Source organism: Desulfobacula sp. (genome assembly GCF_021107415.1).
Map to the genome: position 1 here is coordinate 1 of NZ_JAIOSW010000236.1, position 16967 is coordinate 16967.

At 41.5% G+C, this 16967-nt stretch carries 16 protein-coding genes and 1 pseudogene; 12 read left to right on the top strand and 5 right to left on the bottom strand.

The window, feature by feature from the left end; translation table 11 throughout:
• The 11 genes and pseudogenes from K8S13_RS12785 to K8S13_RS12835 form a co-directional block, all read left to right on the top strand.
• The coding region (locus tag K8S13_RS12785) for a saccharopine dehydrogenase C-terminal domain-containing protein (RefSeq protein ID WP_291463008.1) at positions 1–426 on the top strand (426 nt) is incomplete at its 5' end.
• A 43-nt stretch (positions 427–469) separates the two neighbouring features.
• Positions 470–1465: a D-cysteine desulfhydrase family protein gene (locus K8S13_RS12790; protein ID WP_291463009.1), complete on the top strand. Its 996-nt coding sequence runs from the start codon at positions 470–472 to the stop codon at positions 1463–1465.
• A 146-nt stretch (positions 1466–1611) separates the two neighbouring features.
• Positions 1612–1910 (top strand): annotated as a pseudogene (locus tag K8S13_RS12795) (transposase).
• Between the two features lie 174 nt (positions 1911–2084).
• Entirely contained in the window at positions 2085–4994 is a 2910-nt protein-coding gene (locus K8S13_RS12800) for a hybrid sensor histidine kinase/response regulator (RefSeq protein WP_291463011.1), read from the top strand.
• 3 nt (positions 4995–4997) lie between these two features.
• Entirely contained in the window at positions 4998–5876 is an 879-nt protein-coding gene (locus tag K8S13_RS12805; RefSeq protein WP_291463012.1) for a response regulator, read from the top strand.
• A gap of 186 nt (positions 5877–6062) precedes the next feature.
• A complete protein-coding gene (locus tag K8S13_RS12810; RefSeq protein WP_291463013.1) occupies positions 6063–6860 on the top strand; it encodes an ABC transporter ATP-binding protein in 798 nt (265 codons plus the stop codon).
• A complete protein-coding gene (locus tag K8S13_RS12815; RefSeq protein ID WP_291463014.1) occupies positions 6847–7569 on the top strand; it encodes an ABC transporter ATP-binding protein in 723 nt (240 codons plus the stop codon). The genes K8S13_RS12810 and K8S13_RS12815 overlap by 14 nt, the downstream gene beginning before the upstream one ends.
• A gap of 17 nt (positions 7570–7586) precedes the next feature.
• Entirely contained in the window at positions 7587–8465 is an 879-nt protein-coding gene (locus K8S13_RS12820; RefSeq protein ID WP_291463015.1) for a branched-chain amino acid ABC transporter permease, read from the top strand.
• Positions 8465–9469, top strand: coding sequence for a branched-chain amino acid ABC transporter permease (locus K8S13_RS12825; protein WP_291463017.1), 1005 nt, complete (start codon positions 8465–8467; stop codon positions 9467–9469). Before K8S13_RS12820 ends, K8S13_RS12825 begins: the two co-directional genes overlap by 1 nt.
• A 12-nt stretch (positions 9470–9481) precedes the next feature.
• Positions 9482–10636, top strand: a complete 1155-nt coding sequence (locus tag K8S13_RS12830) for an ABC transporter substrate-binding protein (protein WP_291463018.1) — start codon at positions 9482–9484, stop codon at positions 10634–10636.
• A 29-nt stretch (positions 10637–10665) separates the two neighbouring features.
• Complete coding sequence (locus tag K8S13_RS12835; RefSeq protein WP_291463019.1) at positions 10666–11415, top strand: creatininase family protein; 750 nt, start codon at positions 10666–10668, stop codon at positions 11413–11415.
• 159 nt (positions 11416–11574) lie between these two features.
• Here the strand turns inward: K8S13_RS12835 and K8S13_RS12840 are convergent, their stop codons facing one another.
• The 4 genes from K8S13_RS12840 to K8S13_RS12855 all read right to left on the bottom strand — a co-directional run bounded on the left by K8S13_RS12840 (position 11575) and on the right by K8S13_RS12855 (position 14651).
• Positions 11575–12915, bottom strand: coding sequence for an FAD-dependent oxidoreductase (locus tag K8S13_RS12840; protein WP_291463020.1), 1341 nt, complete (start codon positions 12913–12915; stop codon positions 11575–11577).
• A 77-nt stretch (positions 12916–12992) separates the two neighbouring features.
• Positions 12993–13646 (bottom strand): DUF1638 domain-containing protein, encoded by a 654-nt coding sequence (locus tag K8S13_RS12845; RefSeq protein ID WP_291463022.1) that lies wholly within the window; start codon positions 13644–13646, stop codon positions 12993–12995.
• Between the two features lie 134 nt (positions 13647–13780).
• Positions 13781–14236: a universal stress protein gene (locus tag K8S13_RS12850; RefSeq protein WP_291463024.1), complete on the bottom strand. Its 456-nt coding sequence runs from the start codon at positions 14234–14236 to the stop codon at positions 13781–13783.
• Positions 14237–14384: 148 nt separating this feature from the next.
• Positions 14385–14651, bottom strand: coding sequence for a DUF4242 domain-containing protein (locus K8S13_RS12855; protein ID WP_291463025.1), 267 nt, complete (start codon positions 14649–14651; stop codon positions 14385–14387).
• Between the two features lie 441 nt (positions 14652–15092).
• Here K8S13_RS12855 and K8S13_RS12860 point away from each other — a divergent pair, with 441 nt between their 5' ends.
• Positions 15093–16313, top strand: coding sequence for an MFS transporter (locus tag K8S13_RS12860; protein ID WP_291463027.1), 1221 nt, complete (start codon positions 15093–15095; stop codon positions 16311–16313).
• 18 nt (positions 16314–16331) lie between these two features.
• Here K8S13_RS12860 and K8S13_RS12865 read toward each other — a convergent pair.
• Positions 16332–16967: S16 family serine protease (locus tag K8S13_RS12865; protein WP_291463028.1), on the bottom strand; the 636-nt coding region annotated here is incomplete at its 5' end.

A 16967-nucleotide genomic window follows, 5' to 3' on the forward strand; every position in this document is an offset into this window, starting at 1 on the left:
AATATTGCTGAAAAAGATGATATTATGGAGCGATTAGAATGGCTCGGATTATTTGAGGAAAAGCCAATTACCGTTGAAAAGGGAATATACTCCAATGTTCTGGTTGACCTTATGCTTAAAAAAATGTCTTATAGTCCTGAAGAAAAAGATATGATCATTGTGTATGATGAAATAATTGCTGAATTTCCTGACCGAAAAGAGAAAAGAGTCGCAAGCTTGTTGGTAGAAGGAATTCCATATGGAGAGTCAGCAATGTCAAGGGCGGTTTCTCTTCCTGCTTCAATAAGTATAAAATTAATACTGGAAGGAAAAATAAAATCAAGGGGTACTCTAATGCCGAACATCCCTGAAATTTATAAACCAGTACTTGAAGAAATGAAAACTTTTGGTTTTGAATTTAAAAAGAAAACAATCAGGTTAAATTAAGATATCCAAAAAATTTTCATCCATTAAACAATAAGGGGATTCCATGAAATTAGACAATCTGCCCAGATTTCATCTGGCTGAATTTCCAACACCCATCCAATATCTTGCCGCCCTGACCAAAGCATATAACGGACCTGGTATTTACATGAAACGGGATGATCTTACCTCTCTGGGCATGGGGGGAAATAAAACCCGGAAACTGGAATTTCTTATTGGAGAAGCTCTTGAGCAGAACAAAGATACTCTGGTCACTGCCGGTGGAATACAGTCAAATCATTGCCGCCTGACTGCTGCTGCCGCAAGAAAAGCCGGTCTTGATTGTCATCTGGTGTTAAACGGTACTGAACCAAAGATTCCCAACGGCAATCTTTTACTGGATATAATTTTCGGGGCCACGATTCATTATTGTGAGCGAAAAGACAGGGATGAACGACTCCTCCAGGTAGCAGACAAATTGGCTGAAGTCGAAAAAAAACCCTATCTAATTCCTGTAGGCGGTTCCAACAGTATTGGGGCTGTTGGGTATGTGACGGCCATGCTGGAACTTGCCAGTCAGATTAAGGATATGGATATTTCACCTGATGCTATTGTATTTGCCACCAGTTCCGGCGGGACCCAGGCTGGATTGACTCTGGGAGCAAAAATTACCGGGTTTAAAGGTGATGTCCTGGGAATAAGCATTGATCAGACCCAAATCGGATCTGATCCTTTCCCTCCTGTCCTGACCCAGATTGCCAATGCCGTTGCTGAAAGGATCGGGTCTGATATTAGGATGACAGAATCGGATTTTTCTCTTAATTGTGACTACCTGGGGGCAGGATATGCCATACCCGGAGATCTGGAATTTGATGCGATCCGGGATCTCTCTTTCCATGAAGGGATTCTTTTAGGGCCGGTTTACACGGCCCGGGCAATGGGTGGTTTTCTGGATCTGATAAAAAAAGGTTACTTTTCAAAAAACCAGACGGTGTTGTTCTGGCATACCGGCGGCACCCCGGAACTATTTGCCTGGGCAGAGCAGTGCCGTGAAAAAATATAATTTTTCTTACCTCATCAAATACTTTTAATTATAATGGGTAAACCCCCGGCTCTGCCGGGGGACTCCCAAAGTTTGACTTTTGCAGGAATATATTAAAACCTCATATTCAGTGAACCGTTCGAGGCTCAGTAGAAAGTGAGGTTTTAATGAAAACAATAAATAGTTTAAGCCACTCAAAGTGGGAGTGTATGTTTCATGTAACATGGATACCGAAATATCGAAATATGCTGTTGCTCAGGTTATTGGATTTATAAAAGGAAAAAGTGCAATTGCTATTGCCAGAAAATTTGGAGGACGTAGCAAGAACTTTACAGAGCAGCATTTCTGGGCAAGAGGCTATCATGTATCCACAGTAGGAAGAAATGAAGAGGCAATACGACGATATATAAAGAAGCACGAGGAAGTTGATAAGAGACATGATCAGCAAATGAACTTGTTTGGTTAAGAGAGAACAATAACCGATTTGAGCGGCTCACATTTCAAGTGGTTTATGACTGTGATAAATTATTTATTAACTGATCTGAAATTTGTTCAGTAGAGGTGTATTATCCATGGATGCTTACTACCTTTTTTTTATTGAGACGATGGTGATAGAAACAGACAATTCAGGTCGCGGCAAATGAAAAAATCAGAAAATAATCATGGCACATTACGCATGTCTCCGATCAAACTGGTTCCATTGTCGCATACGATAATCAAACGCCTGTTTTTTTTGTTTGCTTTTCTTATCATTGTCTCTACCTTCATCACATACAATTACTTGATTAAAAAAACAGAGGTTCAATTTTACGATCAGCTATTGGAGTATATCGTTCAGCGTGGGAAACGGGAAAGTGAACTCTTTCGTCTGGCAAAGGATAATTTAATAGGATTAAAAAATGAATTTGTGTTTCAGTATGAAACCAACCCGAAACCCGATTTTACGGGTTGGTTTGAATCCCGCATGGTACGGCTCAGCGATGGAACAATACGTTCCCGCCATCAGTATTTTGATGGTGTGTGGACCGAGAATGAAGTATTCGAGCATGGCATCGGTATTATTATGGCACCAGGGGTTGAGGTAAATAAAGAAATCCGGCGACGTATGGGGCTTGCCTATGAGCTGCTTTTGAAATATGGTCCAGCCTGGCGTTCCAGGTTTGTGAACCTTTGGTTTGTTACACCGGAAAAGATCTCATTGAGGTATTGGCCTGAAATCCCATGGGGCCGGAACATTTCAGCAGATCATAATTGGGGCGATGAGGAATGGTTTTTAAAAACCAATATGGAAAACAATCCGAGCCGGAATCTTATATGGACGGGTCTTTATTTTGATTCACTTGCTGGTCATTGGATGATATCTGCAGCCCTGCCTGTTGATGTCGACGGCAAACAAATAGGTACAATTGGGACGGATCTTGAGTGTGGTGATTTTTTTAACCGCAATTTAAGTGACAGCATCGTTTCTTCGTACAGCATCATCCTTGGTCAGGACGGCCACATCATCGTGCATCCTTACAAAGTAGCGGAAATGATATCAACCCGTGATCCAAAATTCACAGTTACATCTGCAAATGATAGACAGCTGTTATCCATCTTTAAAAAGATCAAATCGGTTTCAACGTTTCCTGCGATCATTGATAACGCTGAAAATGATGAATTTCTGGCTGTCACAAAGATAGAAGGACCGGACTGGTATTTAGTTTCGGTTTACTACAAAGCTTTATTTAAAGATAAAATCATAAAAAACGCCTATTTTATGATAGCCATCGGTGTAGGTTCTTTTGTAACGGCATTGTTCATGATTTATTCAGTAGTGCGCAAAAATGTTTCACACCCTCTTGGTTTATTGACCCAAACTGCCGAGAACTTCAATGCGACCACTGAAATTGAAAATAATTTGACAGGGTTTTTGAATTACCTCAGTACGTTTCAGTCTCGTCCGGATGAGGTGGGCCTTTTGGTTCAAACCCTTATTAAAATGGGAAACCGCTTAAAAACTGTGTATCGGGATATCGAGAACGCCAAGAAGAATCTTGAGGCAAAAGTATCCGCCCGCACCACGGATATGGTTGCGGCCAAAGAAGCGGCCGAAGCCTCTAACCGGGCCAAAAGCGAATTTCTGGCAAATATGTCCCATGAATTGCGAACACCCTTAAATGTCATATTGGGTTTCAGTCATTTAATGGAGCGAGATGCCTCGATCACTCTGGATCAGCTTGAAAATCTAGGCCTCATTCACCGAAGCGGAGATCAGCTTCTGGCCTTAATCAACGATGTGCTGGACATGTCAAAAATTGAAAGCGGACAAGTTACCTTTAATCCCGAAAACGTTGATCTGCTATATTTTTTAGAAGGCATTGCTGTGATGTTTCAACAACGTGCCAGTGAAAAAAAGCTTTTCTTCATGTTTGAAAAAGCCCCGGATGTTCCCAAGTATATCAGAACGGATAAAGGGAAATTACGCCAGATACTTTTCAATCTGCTTGGCAATGCCATAGACTACACACGTCAGGGAAGCGTGGTGTTGCAGGTTTCAACGGCAAACGAGCCTGTGATTCCAAATCATTCGGAAAAGGTGAAAGTACCGGTCAAGAATCCGGATTTATGGATTCGATTTGAAATCAGAGATACCGGCATTGGTATTGACCAGAAAGATATCAACATCATATTCAATCAATTTGCCCAGGCAAAGCGCAGGACTACTCAAAAACCCGGAACGGGTCTGGGCTTGACCATCAGTCGACATTTTGTTCAAATAATGGGAAGTGATCTCAGGGTTAAAAGTAAAAAAAACAAGGGGTCGACCTTTTGCTTTGATCTGCCGATCCAGGTGGTAAGCCCTGCTGATGTCGTAAACATAGACACTCCGAACCGGCCCGTGGGGTTAGCACCGGATCAGCCTCGATACTGTATTTTGATTGTTGAGGATCATGAGGAAAGTCGCATCATGCTGACCAAGCTGCTCCGAACAATTGGGTTTAAGGTCCAGGCAGCGGTGGATGGCAAAGAAGGTGTGGAAAAATTTTTTCGCTTTGAGCCCGACCTTATCCTGATGGACATCCGCATGCCGATAATGGATGGGTTAACGGCCACCCAAAAGATTAAGGCCACCGGGGCAGGTGGCCATACACCCATCATTGCGCTCACGGCCCATGCATTTGAAAGGGAACGGCTACAGATACTGACGGCGGGGCGTGATGATTTTATTCGCAAGCCTTATGATGAAGCAGAGTTGTTTGCTATGCTGACCCGGCATATAGGCGTAACCTTTATATATGGGAAAGACCAGGCTAAAAGAAAGCCCGATTTGATTTCTAGGGAAAAAGTCCTGGAACCCGGAATTTTGGCCCAATTACCAGAACCTTTGGTGGCGGAATTGAAATCAGCCTCGGTCGAACTTAATTTTAACCGTACAATTGCGTGCATTGAACAAATCCGGCAGGTCAATGATAAAGTGGCAGATAAGCTGACAGCACTGGCTGGTAAGTTCAGATTTGACAAAATACTGGCAATAATCAACCAAGCAAAAAATATTACAGGAAGCTAACAAATGCAAACCCATTCACCCATTACAGACAGCTTGGTAGAGGATAAGGCTGTCATCATGATCATTGATGACAGCCCGGAAAGTTTAAAGCTTCTCACAGATATCCTGGCAGGACAGGGATTTGGCGTGAGACAGGCCCTGAGTGGACGTATGGCGCTGGATGCCATTAAACAACAGCTTCCGGACCTGATTATTTTAGATATTCGAATGCCGGAAATGGATGGCCTTGAGGTCTGCCGACAATTGAAAAATGATGCCAGTACCCGCACGGTGCCGGTTATTTTCATCAGTGGGCTCAGGGAGTCTGACGATAAGGTCAAGGCATTTGAAGTCGGCGGTATGGATTACATCACCAAACCTTTTCAGGAGGCTGAAGTTCTGGCACGCGTAAAACTTCATCTTACACTCTGCAAGATGAAGCAAAACCTGGAGGAATTGGTACAGCGCCGCACCATCAGACTGGAAGAATCCAATACTGCCCTGAAAGTTCTTCTGGAACATCGCCAATCCGAACGGGAAAAGTTTGAAGAGAACGTGATCACTCATATTAATTCGTTGGTCATGCCTTATCTGAAACGATTGAAAGAAAGTAGCCTGGATCAACAGCAGACAGCCCTGACAGATGTGATTGAATCCAATCTGGATGAAATAACCTCTCAATTTTCAGGCAAATTATACACCAGGGCAGTGGGGCTGACACGCAGGGAGATGGAAGTCGCAGCCTTGATAAAAATGGGAAAAACAAACATAGAAATAGCCGGACTTTTGTATATATCGGAACATGCCATCTCATTCCACCGTCAAAATCTTAGAAAAAAATTGGGTTTACTCGGCCAAAAGGTCAACCTAGTGGCCTATCTTAACGAAATCATCCTCAAATAGAGCAGGGCCTGGAACCACGATTCCCTAAAATAAACCTATAGTTTTTACCTATATATATATTATATCTTTCCTATATTTACATACCTGTTTATGATCTCTATCATAATTGTAAAAAGAAATTTTACCATCTGTATTCGGGTAATCGCTAAAATTCAGGTGCGGTTTAATAGTAAAAAGGAAAGATCATTGCACAAAAAAAATCATTTGCTTGAGGTTGAAGGTTTGGAAAAGCGATTTGGCGGACTTCTAGCCGTAGTTGACTACACCTTAACCTTGGAAAAAGGTGAGCTGGTGGGGTTGATCGGCCCGAATGGTGCGGGTAAAACCACTGTGTTCAACCTTCTTTCCGGTGTTTTAAAATCCAGTTCAGGAAAAATTTTTCTTAATTCAAAAAATATAACAAAATTTTCTCCTGCACAGATAGCCAGGACCGGAATTGCAAGAACTTTTCAAAACATAAGACTTTTTGGAGACCTTTGTGTTCTGGACAATATAAAGGTAGCCTTTCATATGCACCATGGCAAAGGGTTTTTTAATACCATTTGTCATACCAAAAAATTTTGTCAAACAGAAAAAGAAATTACCGGAAAAGCAATGAAACTTGCTGAAATGATGGATCTTACAGACCTGGTGTACGAACCTGCTAAAAATCTTCCTTATGGAGATCAACGGAGAATGGAAATTGCACGGGCTCTTGCAACAAGCCCGAAACTTTTACTCCTTGATGAGCCTGCCGCGGGAATGAACCTCCAGGAAACGGCAGATCTTATGACCACCATCAAAAAAATTCATACCAATCATGATATGACCATTTTAATTGTTGAACATGATATGCGCCTGGTGATGAATCTGTGCCAACGTATTCAAGTCCTGAATCAAGGCCGTCTGCTTGCCCAGGGAACTCCTGAGGAAATTCAAAATTCTCCTGAGGTTATCAAGGCCTATCTCGGTTCTCCAAAGGAAAAACCCCATGCTGACTGTTAAAAATATTGATGTCTACAGAGGCAAGACCCATGTCCTGCATCAGGTGGATCTCCATGTAGGCCATGGTGAAATTATTGCATTGATCGGTGCAAACGGAGCCGGAAAAACAACAACATTAAAAACAATTTCAGGTTTTTTGCGCCCGGCAAAAGGAAGTATCCTCTACACTGCAGCAAAAGGTAAAAAAACAATGGATTTTTCTGCCATGGCACCGGAACAGATCGTTGGCGCAGGTATTTCCCAGTGTCCGGAGGGCAGAGGTGTTTTTTCCCAGCTTTCAGTAAAAGAGAACCTTGTTATCGGTGCTTATCTACGTTCGGACAATGAAATTGGCAAAGATATTCAATCCATTTATGAAATGTTTCCCATACTTGGGGAAAGGTTAAATCAGGCAGCAGGAAGCCTTTCCGGCGGCGAACAGATGATGCTGGCCCTTGGCCGTTCACTTATGAGCCGACCAAAGCTATTGATACTGGATGAGCCGTCACTTGGGCTTGCCCCCCTTATCATCGAAACCATTTTTGATAAGCTAATAAAAATCAATACACAGGGTATTACGATTCTAATTGTAGAACAGAACGCTGTTATGGCGCTTGAGTTGTCCCACAGGGCTTATGTACTTGAAACAGGCCGGGTGGTACTTTCCGGTCAAAGTGCAGACCTTGCCAAAAATCCCAAGGTCCAAAAAGCCTATCTTGGGGGTGAATAGTGGAGTCAGGGTATCTATTGCAACAGCTGGTCAACGGATTGATCCTTGGAAGCATGTATGCCCTTGTGGCAATTGGATTTTCAATGATATACGGTATTGTCAAACTTATTAATTTTGCCCATGGCGATATTGTCATGATAGGTGCATTTACAACATTAGCCCTTATGGAAACAGCGGGACTCCCCTTCCCGCTGGTTGCGTTCTGTGTCCTTTTCACCGGCTGCGCCGTGGGCCTACTCATTGAAAGGACCAGCTTTCGCCCCATGCGGGGTGCACCTCAAGTGACAGGGTTTATCGCATCTCTTGGCATCTCCATCATGATACAGAATCTTGGAATACTCACCTTAAGCGCCCAGCCCAGGAACTTTAGTTTTCCAGATTATATGCAGACCATACTTAACCTAGGGCCTGCAAGTTTCAGGGTTGTTGATCTTATTATTATTTTAACGGCTGTTTTTCTTATGGTGGCCCTTATTTTCCTGGTCAAAAAAACAAAGCTCGGCATTGCCATGAGGGCAACGGCAGAAAACATTGATGTGGCAAGAATGATGGGAATCAATATCAACAAGACGATTATGGCGACATTTGCAATCGGAAGCGGCCTTGCAGGTATTGCAGGGCTGATGTGGGGGGGGAAATTCGGGCAGATAGACCCTTTGATGGGCTATATTCCGGGTCTGAAATCATTTGTTGCAGCTGTTATCGGCGGTGTTGGATCAATCCCCGGTGCCATTCTCGGAGGATTCATACTGGGACTTGCCGAAGTTCTTTTTGTGGGCCTTTTACCTCCTATTTATTCTTCATACAGGGATGCCTTTGTCTTTGGCAGCCTGATCATCATTTTGATTGTTCTGCCCAATGGGCTCCTTGGAAAAGACACGGAGGACAGAGCCTAATGGAAACAAATCGTCCTCGTTACAGTCTTGCAGGCATGATATTCTTTTTAATTGTTTTCTCTATTTTCATAGAAAACACGGCAGATGATTACATCCTTGCCATTGTCAGTTTTACCGGCATCAACATTATACTGGCCGTCAGCCTGAACCTGACCAATGGGTTTGCCGGTCTTTTTTCTCTGGGACACCCGGCTTTCATGGCCATTGGCGGGTATACAACAGCCCTTTTAACCTTTTCCCTTGAGAAAAAACCCTTGTTCCTGCCGGATCTCCCTCAATGGATGGTTTCCCTTCACCTGCCTTTTTTTCCGGCTCTTCTGGTGGGCGGATGCTTTGCAGCGCTTGTGGCTATGGTCGTTGGAATATCCGTCCTGCGACTGAAAGGGCACTATCTTGCTGTGGCAACAATGGGGTTTCTTATCATTGTCCAGGTGCTGTTAAACAATGCAGAGTCGATCACCCGCGGCCCTCTCGGATTAAACGGATTGGAGGACTTTACCAATGTTTACTGGGTCATGGGCTGGGTTATTGTGACTATTTATATCTGCTGGAAGGTTAAATTCTCTTCCCTTGGCAGGTCGATGCTTGCTGTCAGGGAAGATGAGATGGCCGCGAGTTCCCTTGGTGTGAACCTGTTTTATACCCGCAGCTTTGCGCTTACTGTGGGTGCTTTTTTTGCCGGAATCGCGGGCGGTTTGTGGGGACATTTGATTACGGCTGTGACCCCTGGATCATTTTCCCTTATCATGTCATTTAATATTGTTGTCATGGTAGTTGTGGGCGGAACCGGGAGCATAACCGGTTCTATCCTGGCCGCCATTCTTTTTTCGTTAACCAATGAATGTTTCCGGCCCATAGAAGAAAATTTCGGTATATATGGTGTGGGAGAAATTGTTACCTCCCTGATTCTTATCCTGATTCTTATTTTTAAACCCAGTGGCATATTCGGAACAGAAGAACCCGATTTTGTCCTGGGAAAATATAAACACCCCAATTATAATTAAGGAGATTGCAAAATGAAAAAGTGTTTCATGATTATTATCTTAGGTTTGATGTCCATTATTCTGGCGGCCCCCTGTTTTTCTGCCGAATCCATAAAAATAGGCGCATTATACAGCCTTACAGGAGGCATGTCTTCAATTGATACCCCTTCTCTTCGCGGTGCAAAGCTTGCGGTAAAGGTCATCAATGAAAGTGGCGGATTGCTTGGCGGCAGGATGATCGAGCTTTTTTCCGTGGATGCAAAAACAGACCAGAAAGCAGCTGCACTTGGTGCTAAAAAACTTCTCAGCAAGGGCGTTATTGCCGGTATCGGTCACAGTGATCCTTCATTTGTCCTTCCGTCAGCCCCTTTGTTCCAGAAAAAAGGTATTCCCTTTGTTACATCCGGAGCCACCCTTCCCACCCTTCCCAAGATGATCGGGGACTGCATGTTCATGGTACCCTTTGGAGACGATGACCAGTCCTTTGCCATTGCCGATTACTCTTATAAGTCCCTTGGGGTAAGAAATGTCGTCGTCTGGACTGACAATTCAATGGACTTTACCAAGACTCTTTCAAGATTTTACAAACAGCGTGCCAAAGAACTTGGAATAAATATTGTCCTGGAAGATTTTTTCATGATGGGGGACAAGGATTTTTCAGCCCAGATCGCAAGGCTTAAAAATACATCTCCAAAACCGGATGCTATTTTTATATCATCCATACCCAATGAAGCCGGACTGACAACTAAACAGATCAGGGAAAACGGACTAACCCTTCCCATTATCAGCGGGGATGGCTTTGATACTGAGCTTATTGTGACAGTTCCGGGAAAAGAGCTTGCAAATGATGTGTATTTTTCTACCCATACTTACAGAGCAGATTCCAGACCAGAGGTTACCAAATTTATTGAAGACTATGAAAAAGAATATGGCGTACCCCCGGAAAATGCCTTTGCTCCGCTTGGATATGATGCCATTGCCCTCATTGCCGATGCAATCACAAGAGCCGGTTCTGCAGAGCCCAAAGCATTGAAAGAAAGCCTTGCAAAAACAATGGGATTTAAGGCAGTTACTGGTGAAATCTCCTATACACGCCCCAGTGGGGTTCCGGTAAAAGGTGTCTCCATTATCAGTGTTAAAAAGGGAAAATACACTGTGGAAGAAGTCTGGTTCCCGGATACAAAATAAAGGCGCATCATCCCTTAAAGGAGTATGAAATGAAAACTGTAAAGCTTGAAGAACTGAACGAGCACTCTTTTCAGGAATCTAAAATTGACAAGGTTATCATGGCCATCGGTTCCACAGAAAGCCATGGTGCACATCTGCCCTTTGGATGTGATTCTCTGGTAAGCTATGATATTGCCCATGCCCTGGCATCACGCCTTAAAAATACAGTGGTTGCCCCCCCATTATGGTTTGGGATGAGTGGTCACTACAGGCATAAACCCATGTGCATCTCTCTTTCGGATGAAACCCTGATAAAAGTCATAAAAGAAATGCTTGAATCGGTGATTCACTGGGGAATCAATAAAGTGTTGATCATCAACGGCCATGACGGCAATATCGCTGCAATTGAAATTGCTGCAAGGCAGATCAAAGTTGAACATCCGGATTTCAATCTGGCGGTGCTGGATGCATGGTGGGTTACGGCAGGAAACCTTCTTCCCGAGGACACCTTTGAAGTCTGGAACGGCATGGGTCATGGCGGTGAAGGAGAAACATCCATCGGGCTTGCCATGTTTCCAGCGCTTTGCGATATGAGCAGGGCCAAGGGTATGATTCCAGAAATGGACAGCAATGTAAAACTAATATGGAATTTCTCCGAATTAACGGATTTTGGTGCCAGCGGAGCTCCTGAAAAAGCAACTGCTGAAAAAGGCCGGAAAATGAAAGATGTTCTTGTGGATTATCTTGTGGATTTTGTAAACCGCATGGATGCTCAAGGCTGGAGATATAAAATAAAATAATCGAAAAGTTGGAAAGGTTTCACCCGGAGTTTATAAAAACTTTGGGTGAAACCTTTGTAAATGACGGACAGATTACCAAATTTATGGATTACAAACGATCATTGAATTTGTAAACACATGGGAACCCCATACGCTTGGCTAAGTAGTTATGATAAAAAGCTATATTTTTTTTACCAGTTGATTGGCTGCGGTTAACAAAGGATCCCAAACCGGTCCAAATGGCGGTGCATACGCCAAATCCGTCTGGGAAAAATCCTCAACCGTCATTTTATTATGTAAAGCAACTGCAATGGAATTGATTCTATGGACCACACCTTCTTTTCCCACCATCTGAGTTCCCAGCAGGCGGCCGGTCTTTTTGTCTGCAACCATATTGATGTGAATCGGTGTTGATCCCGGGTGTCCATGAGCCCTGGATCTTGTTTTAACGCTGTTTTCTACAGGATCAAATCCTGCATCTGCGGCTTCTTTAAAGTTTAAGCCTGATCTGGCAACCTCAAGGGAAAAAACTCTGAAAACAGATGTCCCTGCAATTCCTTGAAGACGGGTTTGAGTCCCGGTAACATTATCGGCAACTGCCCACCCTGCCCTGTTAGCTATTAATGCCAGAGGAATCCAGCATTTTTTATCAGTCACTATATGGTAGGCATCGGCACAGTCTCCTGCCGCATAAATATCTTTATCTGATGTTTTCAAATATCTGTCCACGGTTATTGAATCTGAAATTCCCAAGTCAAGACCGGCATCTTTTGCCATTTCACTGCACGGTTTTACACCGGACGCCACAAGGACCATGTCTGCCTCCAAGGTCAGGTCTTCACAAATAACCCGAACACCGTTACCTGATGGTTCAATATATTTAATGGCATATCCGGCATGAATATCAATACCCTTATTGATTAATTCCTCATAAATAATATCGGCAAGATCCTTGTTAAGCCACGGCAGAAAGATAGGTCCCGGCTTAACCATACTGACTTTTACACCTCTTTTTTCAAAGGCTTCACACATTTCAAGGGCAATGTATCCCATGCCGATGATCACGGCCTTTTTTATATTTTTTTCCTTGATATAGGACTTTATTTTTTTCCCATCTTCAAGGCTTTTCAAACCCATAATCCAGGGCAAATCAAATCCGGGCAAATCCGGAATCTCAGGAGAGGCACCTGTGGCAATAAACAACTTATCATAATCAAAACCAAAAGATTCTCCCTGGATAGTGATTCCTGTTACCTTTTTTGCTGAACGGTCTATGGCTGTAACTTTATGTCCGGTCAGAAGATTTATCTTGTTTTTTTCAATAAACACTTCAGCTTTTCTGACAACCAGTTTTTCCATATCCCTTTCCGGATCAGCGATGTTATAAGGCATACCACATGCACTGTAAGAAACATCATGGGTCTGTTCCAATACAAGAATATCAATATCTGGATCTTTTCTTTTTGCCCTGCTTGCAGCACTCATGCCTGCTGCATCACCACCGATAATAACAAATTTCATACTTTCTCCATTTTTATTTGTATACCTGACTTAATTATAATTGGGTCTAAATTTAATGGTATGCTAATCTATATTATTTAATTTTTCAATACTTTCAATTGATCCATAAGAAGGCCTTTAAATCGGTCCAAAGTTATGGGATATGCCTGCATGGGAATCCCCATCCAGTCACAATATTCAAGAAATTCCTCCGGGGTTTCTTCCATATATTGATCCAGGTATCCAATACCATCAAGAACAACGGCACCCCCAGTATGTCGTGGAAAATTTTCATTGGCGATACTTTTGTCCCATCCCTTGAACACCTGTTTTTGAAATTTTACCCAGCCCGGTGTCATAAACCAGACAGGTTCACCACCAGCAAATTCATTTGTTATCTGTTTCATCTCTTCATCACTGGCAAGCATGCCCATGCAGTGTGAAGCATCAATTCTCACAACCTTCAACCCCTGTTCCTCAATAATTGTCTGCATTAACCGGGTGGGATTATCCGGATTGACATAGCAATACTTGCCGCCATAAACAACAATCACACCCTTGGCGACAGCTTTGGCTTTTTCTATGAATTTTATGAGCTGGGTTTCTAGTTCAGGTATATCCTGGTGAAGCCCTGGTGTTGTATAAAAAATATGCTGTGTATCAAGAAATCCTTCTTTTACCAGAAAATTGATTTCAGGGCTCATGGTTCCACAAGCCACTATTGCAGTATCACTAAATGATTGTTCTTCCATGATAACCTCCCAGGACTAAAAATTATTTAAAACTATGTTTATCATAAATTCAAGCATATATAAGCGGTTTTTTTATTTTAGCTGTGTCACTTTGATATTCTCAATAGTGACACAGCTTTGATTGTATACCATTATTAACCTCTTGCAAGTCCCGGGATTAATGATGGCGGAATAATCATCACAGGGCAAGGTGCCCATAAAAGAGTATCTGCAGCTATTGGCCCAAGCGAGCCTGCGTTTGTGGTTTCTCCCATGGCAAGGGGGGTGTCAGTAGAAGTTCCCATCACCATCAAATCCACAGCAGCATTGCGGGCAAGCTTTGAAAGCTCGCTGACGACATCTCCATCACTGACATTAATGACATAGTTGTCAAATCCTCTATCTTTCATTTGTTCTACATAGGCCTTGGTCACCCTGGCTTCAGCTTCTTTAATTGCCTGTTCAGCTTTTGGTTCATCAAGATTTAATCGGCCAATACCATAATATATCCATAGTTTTGCATCATTCTCTTTTGCAAGATTCAAAGCAAAATTAAAAATATGCTCGCAATAATCAGTCAGGCAGGTGCCAAAAAGAATTTTTTTATACATATTTTTATCTCCTTATTTCAGTGTAATGGTTCTTTTTGAAAAGTAATGGGTTAAAGTGCAGGCCTGAATAATCGCTGCCTGCACTTTAAAATTCCCTGCATCAGTTACCAAGAGTATCAGCTGTTGCTTCTTTTATAAGATGTTCCTCTCATTTTTCTCCCCAAAGATAAGGAACAGTCTCTTCAACCTGAATAATTGATTCCCAGCTGATGCCGATTTCTGTAAAAATATCTTTAAGAATTTCTTCGTTTTTTGCCAACCAGATACAATAACGAATCCCTTTTTCTTCATTGAAATATGTTCTTATCCATGTGCCTGCTTCTACTTTTGCCAGTTTTCTCCAATTGGCCTGAATTTCGTCACAATTGACACCAGGGGTGTTATGAACCATCATATATTTATTAAGTTTACTCATTGTTATTCTCCTTTTTATCAATAGTTATATTATTTTTATTTCCCCAGCGAATGCGCATTCTAAAACTGAGTTACTAACTATTACTTCAATAACTATGCCAAGCATTGAATAGAATCTTTTTTGCTTTTATAACCAACTGTAATTATAGTTAAAAAATTTACAAATAACTCCACTTTTACATAAATATATCAACGATTGACCAGAAGGTGACCCGTTACTTAAAATGACACCCATACAAAGTGGCGCCACCAGTGGCGCCGAGATCAAATAGAAAGATCCTTCTATGAATATCTTGTCAACAATCTATAAAATGATATGTATAGGATTGCTGAATCAACTTGACAATTCCTTATATTGCTCTATATTGCCGGGTTGCAAAAAAACATATGCTTTTTACCATCAAGCATGGAATTATGAAATCTGCAATTAAATATTTAATAAATGAATTTAACTCCGAAAATATCAAACAGAAATTTTTTTTCCTTTTTATGGCACGCCAGTTTTTTAGCATTTGCAGGGGTATTTATGGATGTGGATACAATAATACCGGCAATGTTGATTGAATCTGGAGGTGGAGCCATCCATGTTGGTATTATGACGGCAATTTTACTTGGTGGATCTAGCGTTACCCAGTTATTTTTTGCTCCATATATAAGCAACAAATCTTACAAAAAGAGATATCTTTTACTGGGAATCAATTCAAGAATTTTTTCTTTGTTAGGATTGGGTTTAATATTGTTTTATTTACAAGCCCAATACTCGGTTCATATTATTTGGATCATATTTGTTCTCATCACCATTTTTTCCCTTGGTGGTGCATTTGCCAACATAAGCTATACAGATATTTTGGGCAAATCGATTTTGGAACAAAAACGTAAGAGTTTTTTTTCTATTAGACAAATTATAGCCGGCATTGTGGTTTTGTTCTCAGCCTTTCTGGCGAGAAAAGTTTTAAGCAGTTCAAACTTTCCTTTAAATTATGCCTATACATTTATGATCGGGTCATTTGCACTTTTAATTGCTTCCCTCGGATTTTGGAATCTTAAGGAAACAGAATCCTCTATGTTAAAAATAAGTGGTTTTAAAAAATTTTTCCGGATATTAAAAACTGAGCTTAAAACTAATCCCAAACTGATATATTTTCTCGGTTTTATTAATACTCAAGGTATTGTAGTTTCTTTTCTTCCTTTTTTAATGCTGTATGCTAAAAAAGTGTTTCAAACACAAAGCAATGATACCGCTATGTTCTTAGTGTTTAAAGTAGTGGGTATTGTATTGGTGAGTTTTTTAATTTTATTTGCAGCAAACAAAATAAAATACAAATGGTTACTTTATGGCAATGTATTATTGTCACTAAGTATGGCGATAAGTACAATTTTCATCAATGATGCTATTCAGATAAAATATATCTTTATTTTAGGCGGCATTGTGTATTCTATCTTTTCCATAACGATGAATGGTGTTTTGTTGGAAGTGTCAGGAAAAGAAAACAGGGCTATCTATACTGGATTTGTAGGGGCAGGGAATATTATTCCAGCCATATTGCCTCTTACAGCCGGATACCTGATCAGAGTTTTTGGGTTTCAAAATTTTTTCCTGCTTTACTTTGTAATCATTTCATTTTCTGTTTTTTTTATATACAAACTAAACTGTAAAAAATAAATTGCTTTAAAAATCCAATTATTTTGCATATTGCATGGACAGTTCATGATATTTTTTCAGCTTTTCCTGAACTTTTCCAAAAACCGTATCTTCAGGATAACAACACTCTAAATCAGCTTGGCCTGCCTTAACACCGGTAAGAACTTCGATCCCCTCTTCAATGGTTCTGACCCTGTATAGGTGAAATAATTTTTTCTCGATAGCCTGAACAACATCTTTTCTTAAAACAAGATTTTTCACATTTGAGGATGGGATCATGACTCCCTGGTTTTTAGTCAGTCCCTTTTTAGCACAAATATCATAGAATCCTTCTATTTTTTCATTTACGCCGCCAATGGCCTGGATTTCACCCTTTTGATTCACAGAACCTGTCACAGCGATTTCCTGACGGATAGGAATACCAGAGAGACTTGAAAGGACAGCATACAATTCCGTAGAAGAGGCGCTGTCACCGTCAATGCCATTGTAACTTTGTTCAAATGTAATACTGATACTCACACTTAAGGGATAATTTTGCGCAAACATTCTACCAAGATAGCCCGAGACGATCATCACCCCTTTATCATGGGTCTGACCCGACAATTCAGATTCATGCTCAACATTAACTATTCCAGGTTTGCCCATATAGGATTCTGCAGTAATCCTTGTGGGCCT

Bases quoted from the DNA above. Each gene is read 5' to 3' on its own strand.
- K8S13_RS12815 (WP_291463014.1), top strand. From the start codon at position 6,847: ATGCTGACTGTTAAAAATATTGATGTCTACAGAGGCAAGACCCATGTC.
- K8S13_RS12850 (WP_291463024.1), bottom strand. From the start codon at position 14,236: ATGTATAAAAAAATTCTTTTTGGCACCTGCCTGACTGATTATTGCGAG.
- K8S13_RS12840 (WP_291463020.1), bottom strand. From the start codon at position 12,915: ATGAAATTTGTTATTATCGGTGGTGATGCAGCAGGCATGAGTGCTGCA.
- K8S13_RS12860 (WP_291463027.1), top strand. From the start codon at position 15,093: ATGAATTTAACTCCGAAAATATCAAACAGAAATTTTTTTTCCTTTTTA.
- K8S13_RS12805 (WP_291463012.1), top strand. From the start codon at position 4,998: ATGCAAACCCATTCACCCATTACAGACAGCTTGGTAGAGGATAAGGCT.
- K8S13_RS12830 (WP_291463018.1), top strand. From the start codon at position 9,482: ATGAAAAAGTGTTTCATGATTATTATCTTAGGTTTGATGTCCATTATT.
- K8S13_RS12825 (WP_291463017.1), top strand. From the start codon at position 8,465: ATGGAAACAAATCGTCCTCGTTACAGTCTTGCAGGCATGATATTCTTT.
- K8S13_RS12845 (WP_291463022.1), bottom strand. From the start codon at position 13,646: ATGGAAGAACAATCATTTAGTGATACTGCAATAGTGGCTTGTGGAACC.
- K8S13_RS12855 (WP_291463025.1), bottom strand. From the start codon at position 14,651: ATGAGTAAACTTAATAAATATATGATGGTTCATAACACCCCTGGTGTC.
- K8S13_RS12835 (WP_291463019.1), top strand. From the start codon at position 10,666: ATGAAAACTGTAAAGCTTGAAGAACTGAACGAGCACTCTTTTCAGGAA.
- K8S13_RS12800 (WP_291463011.1), top strand. From the start codon at position 2,085: ATGAAAAAATCAGAAAATAATCATGGCACATTACGCATGTCTCCGATC.
- K8S13_RS12790 (WP_291463009.1), top strand. From the start codon at position 470: ATGAAATTAGACAATCTGCCCAGATTTCATCTGGCTGAATTTCCAACA.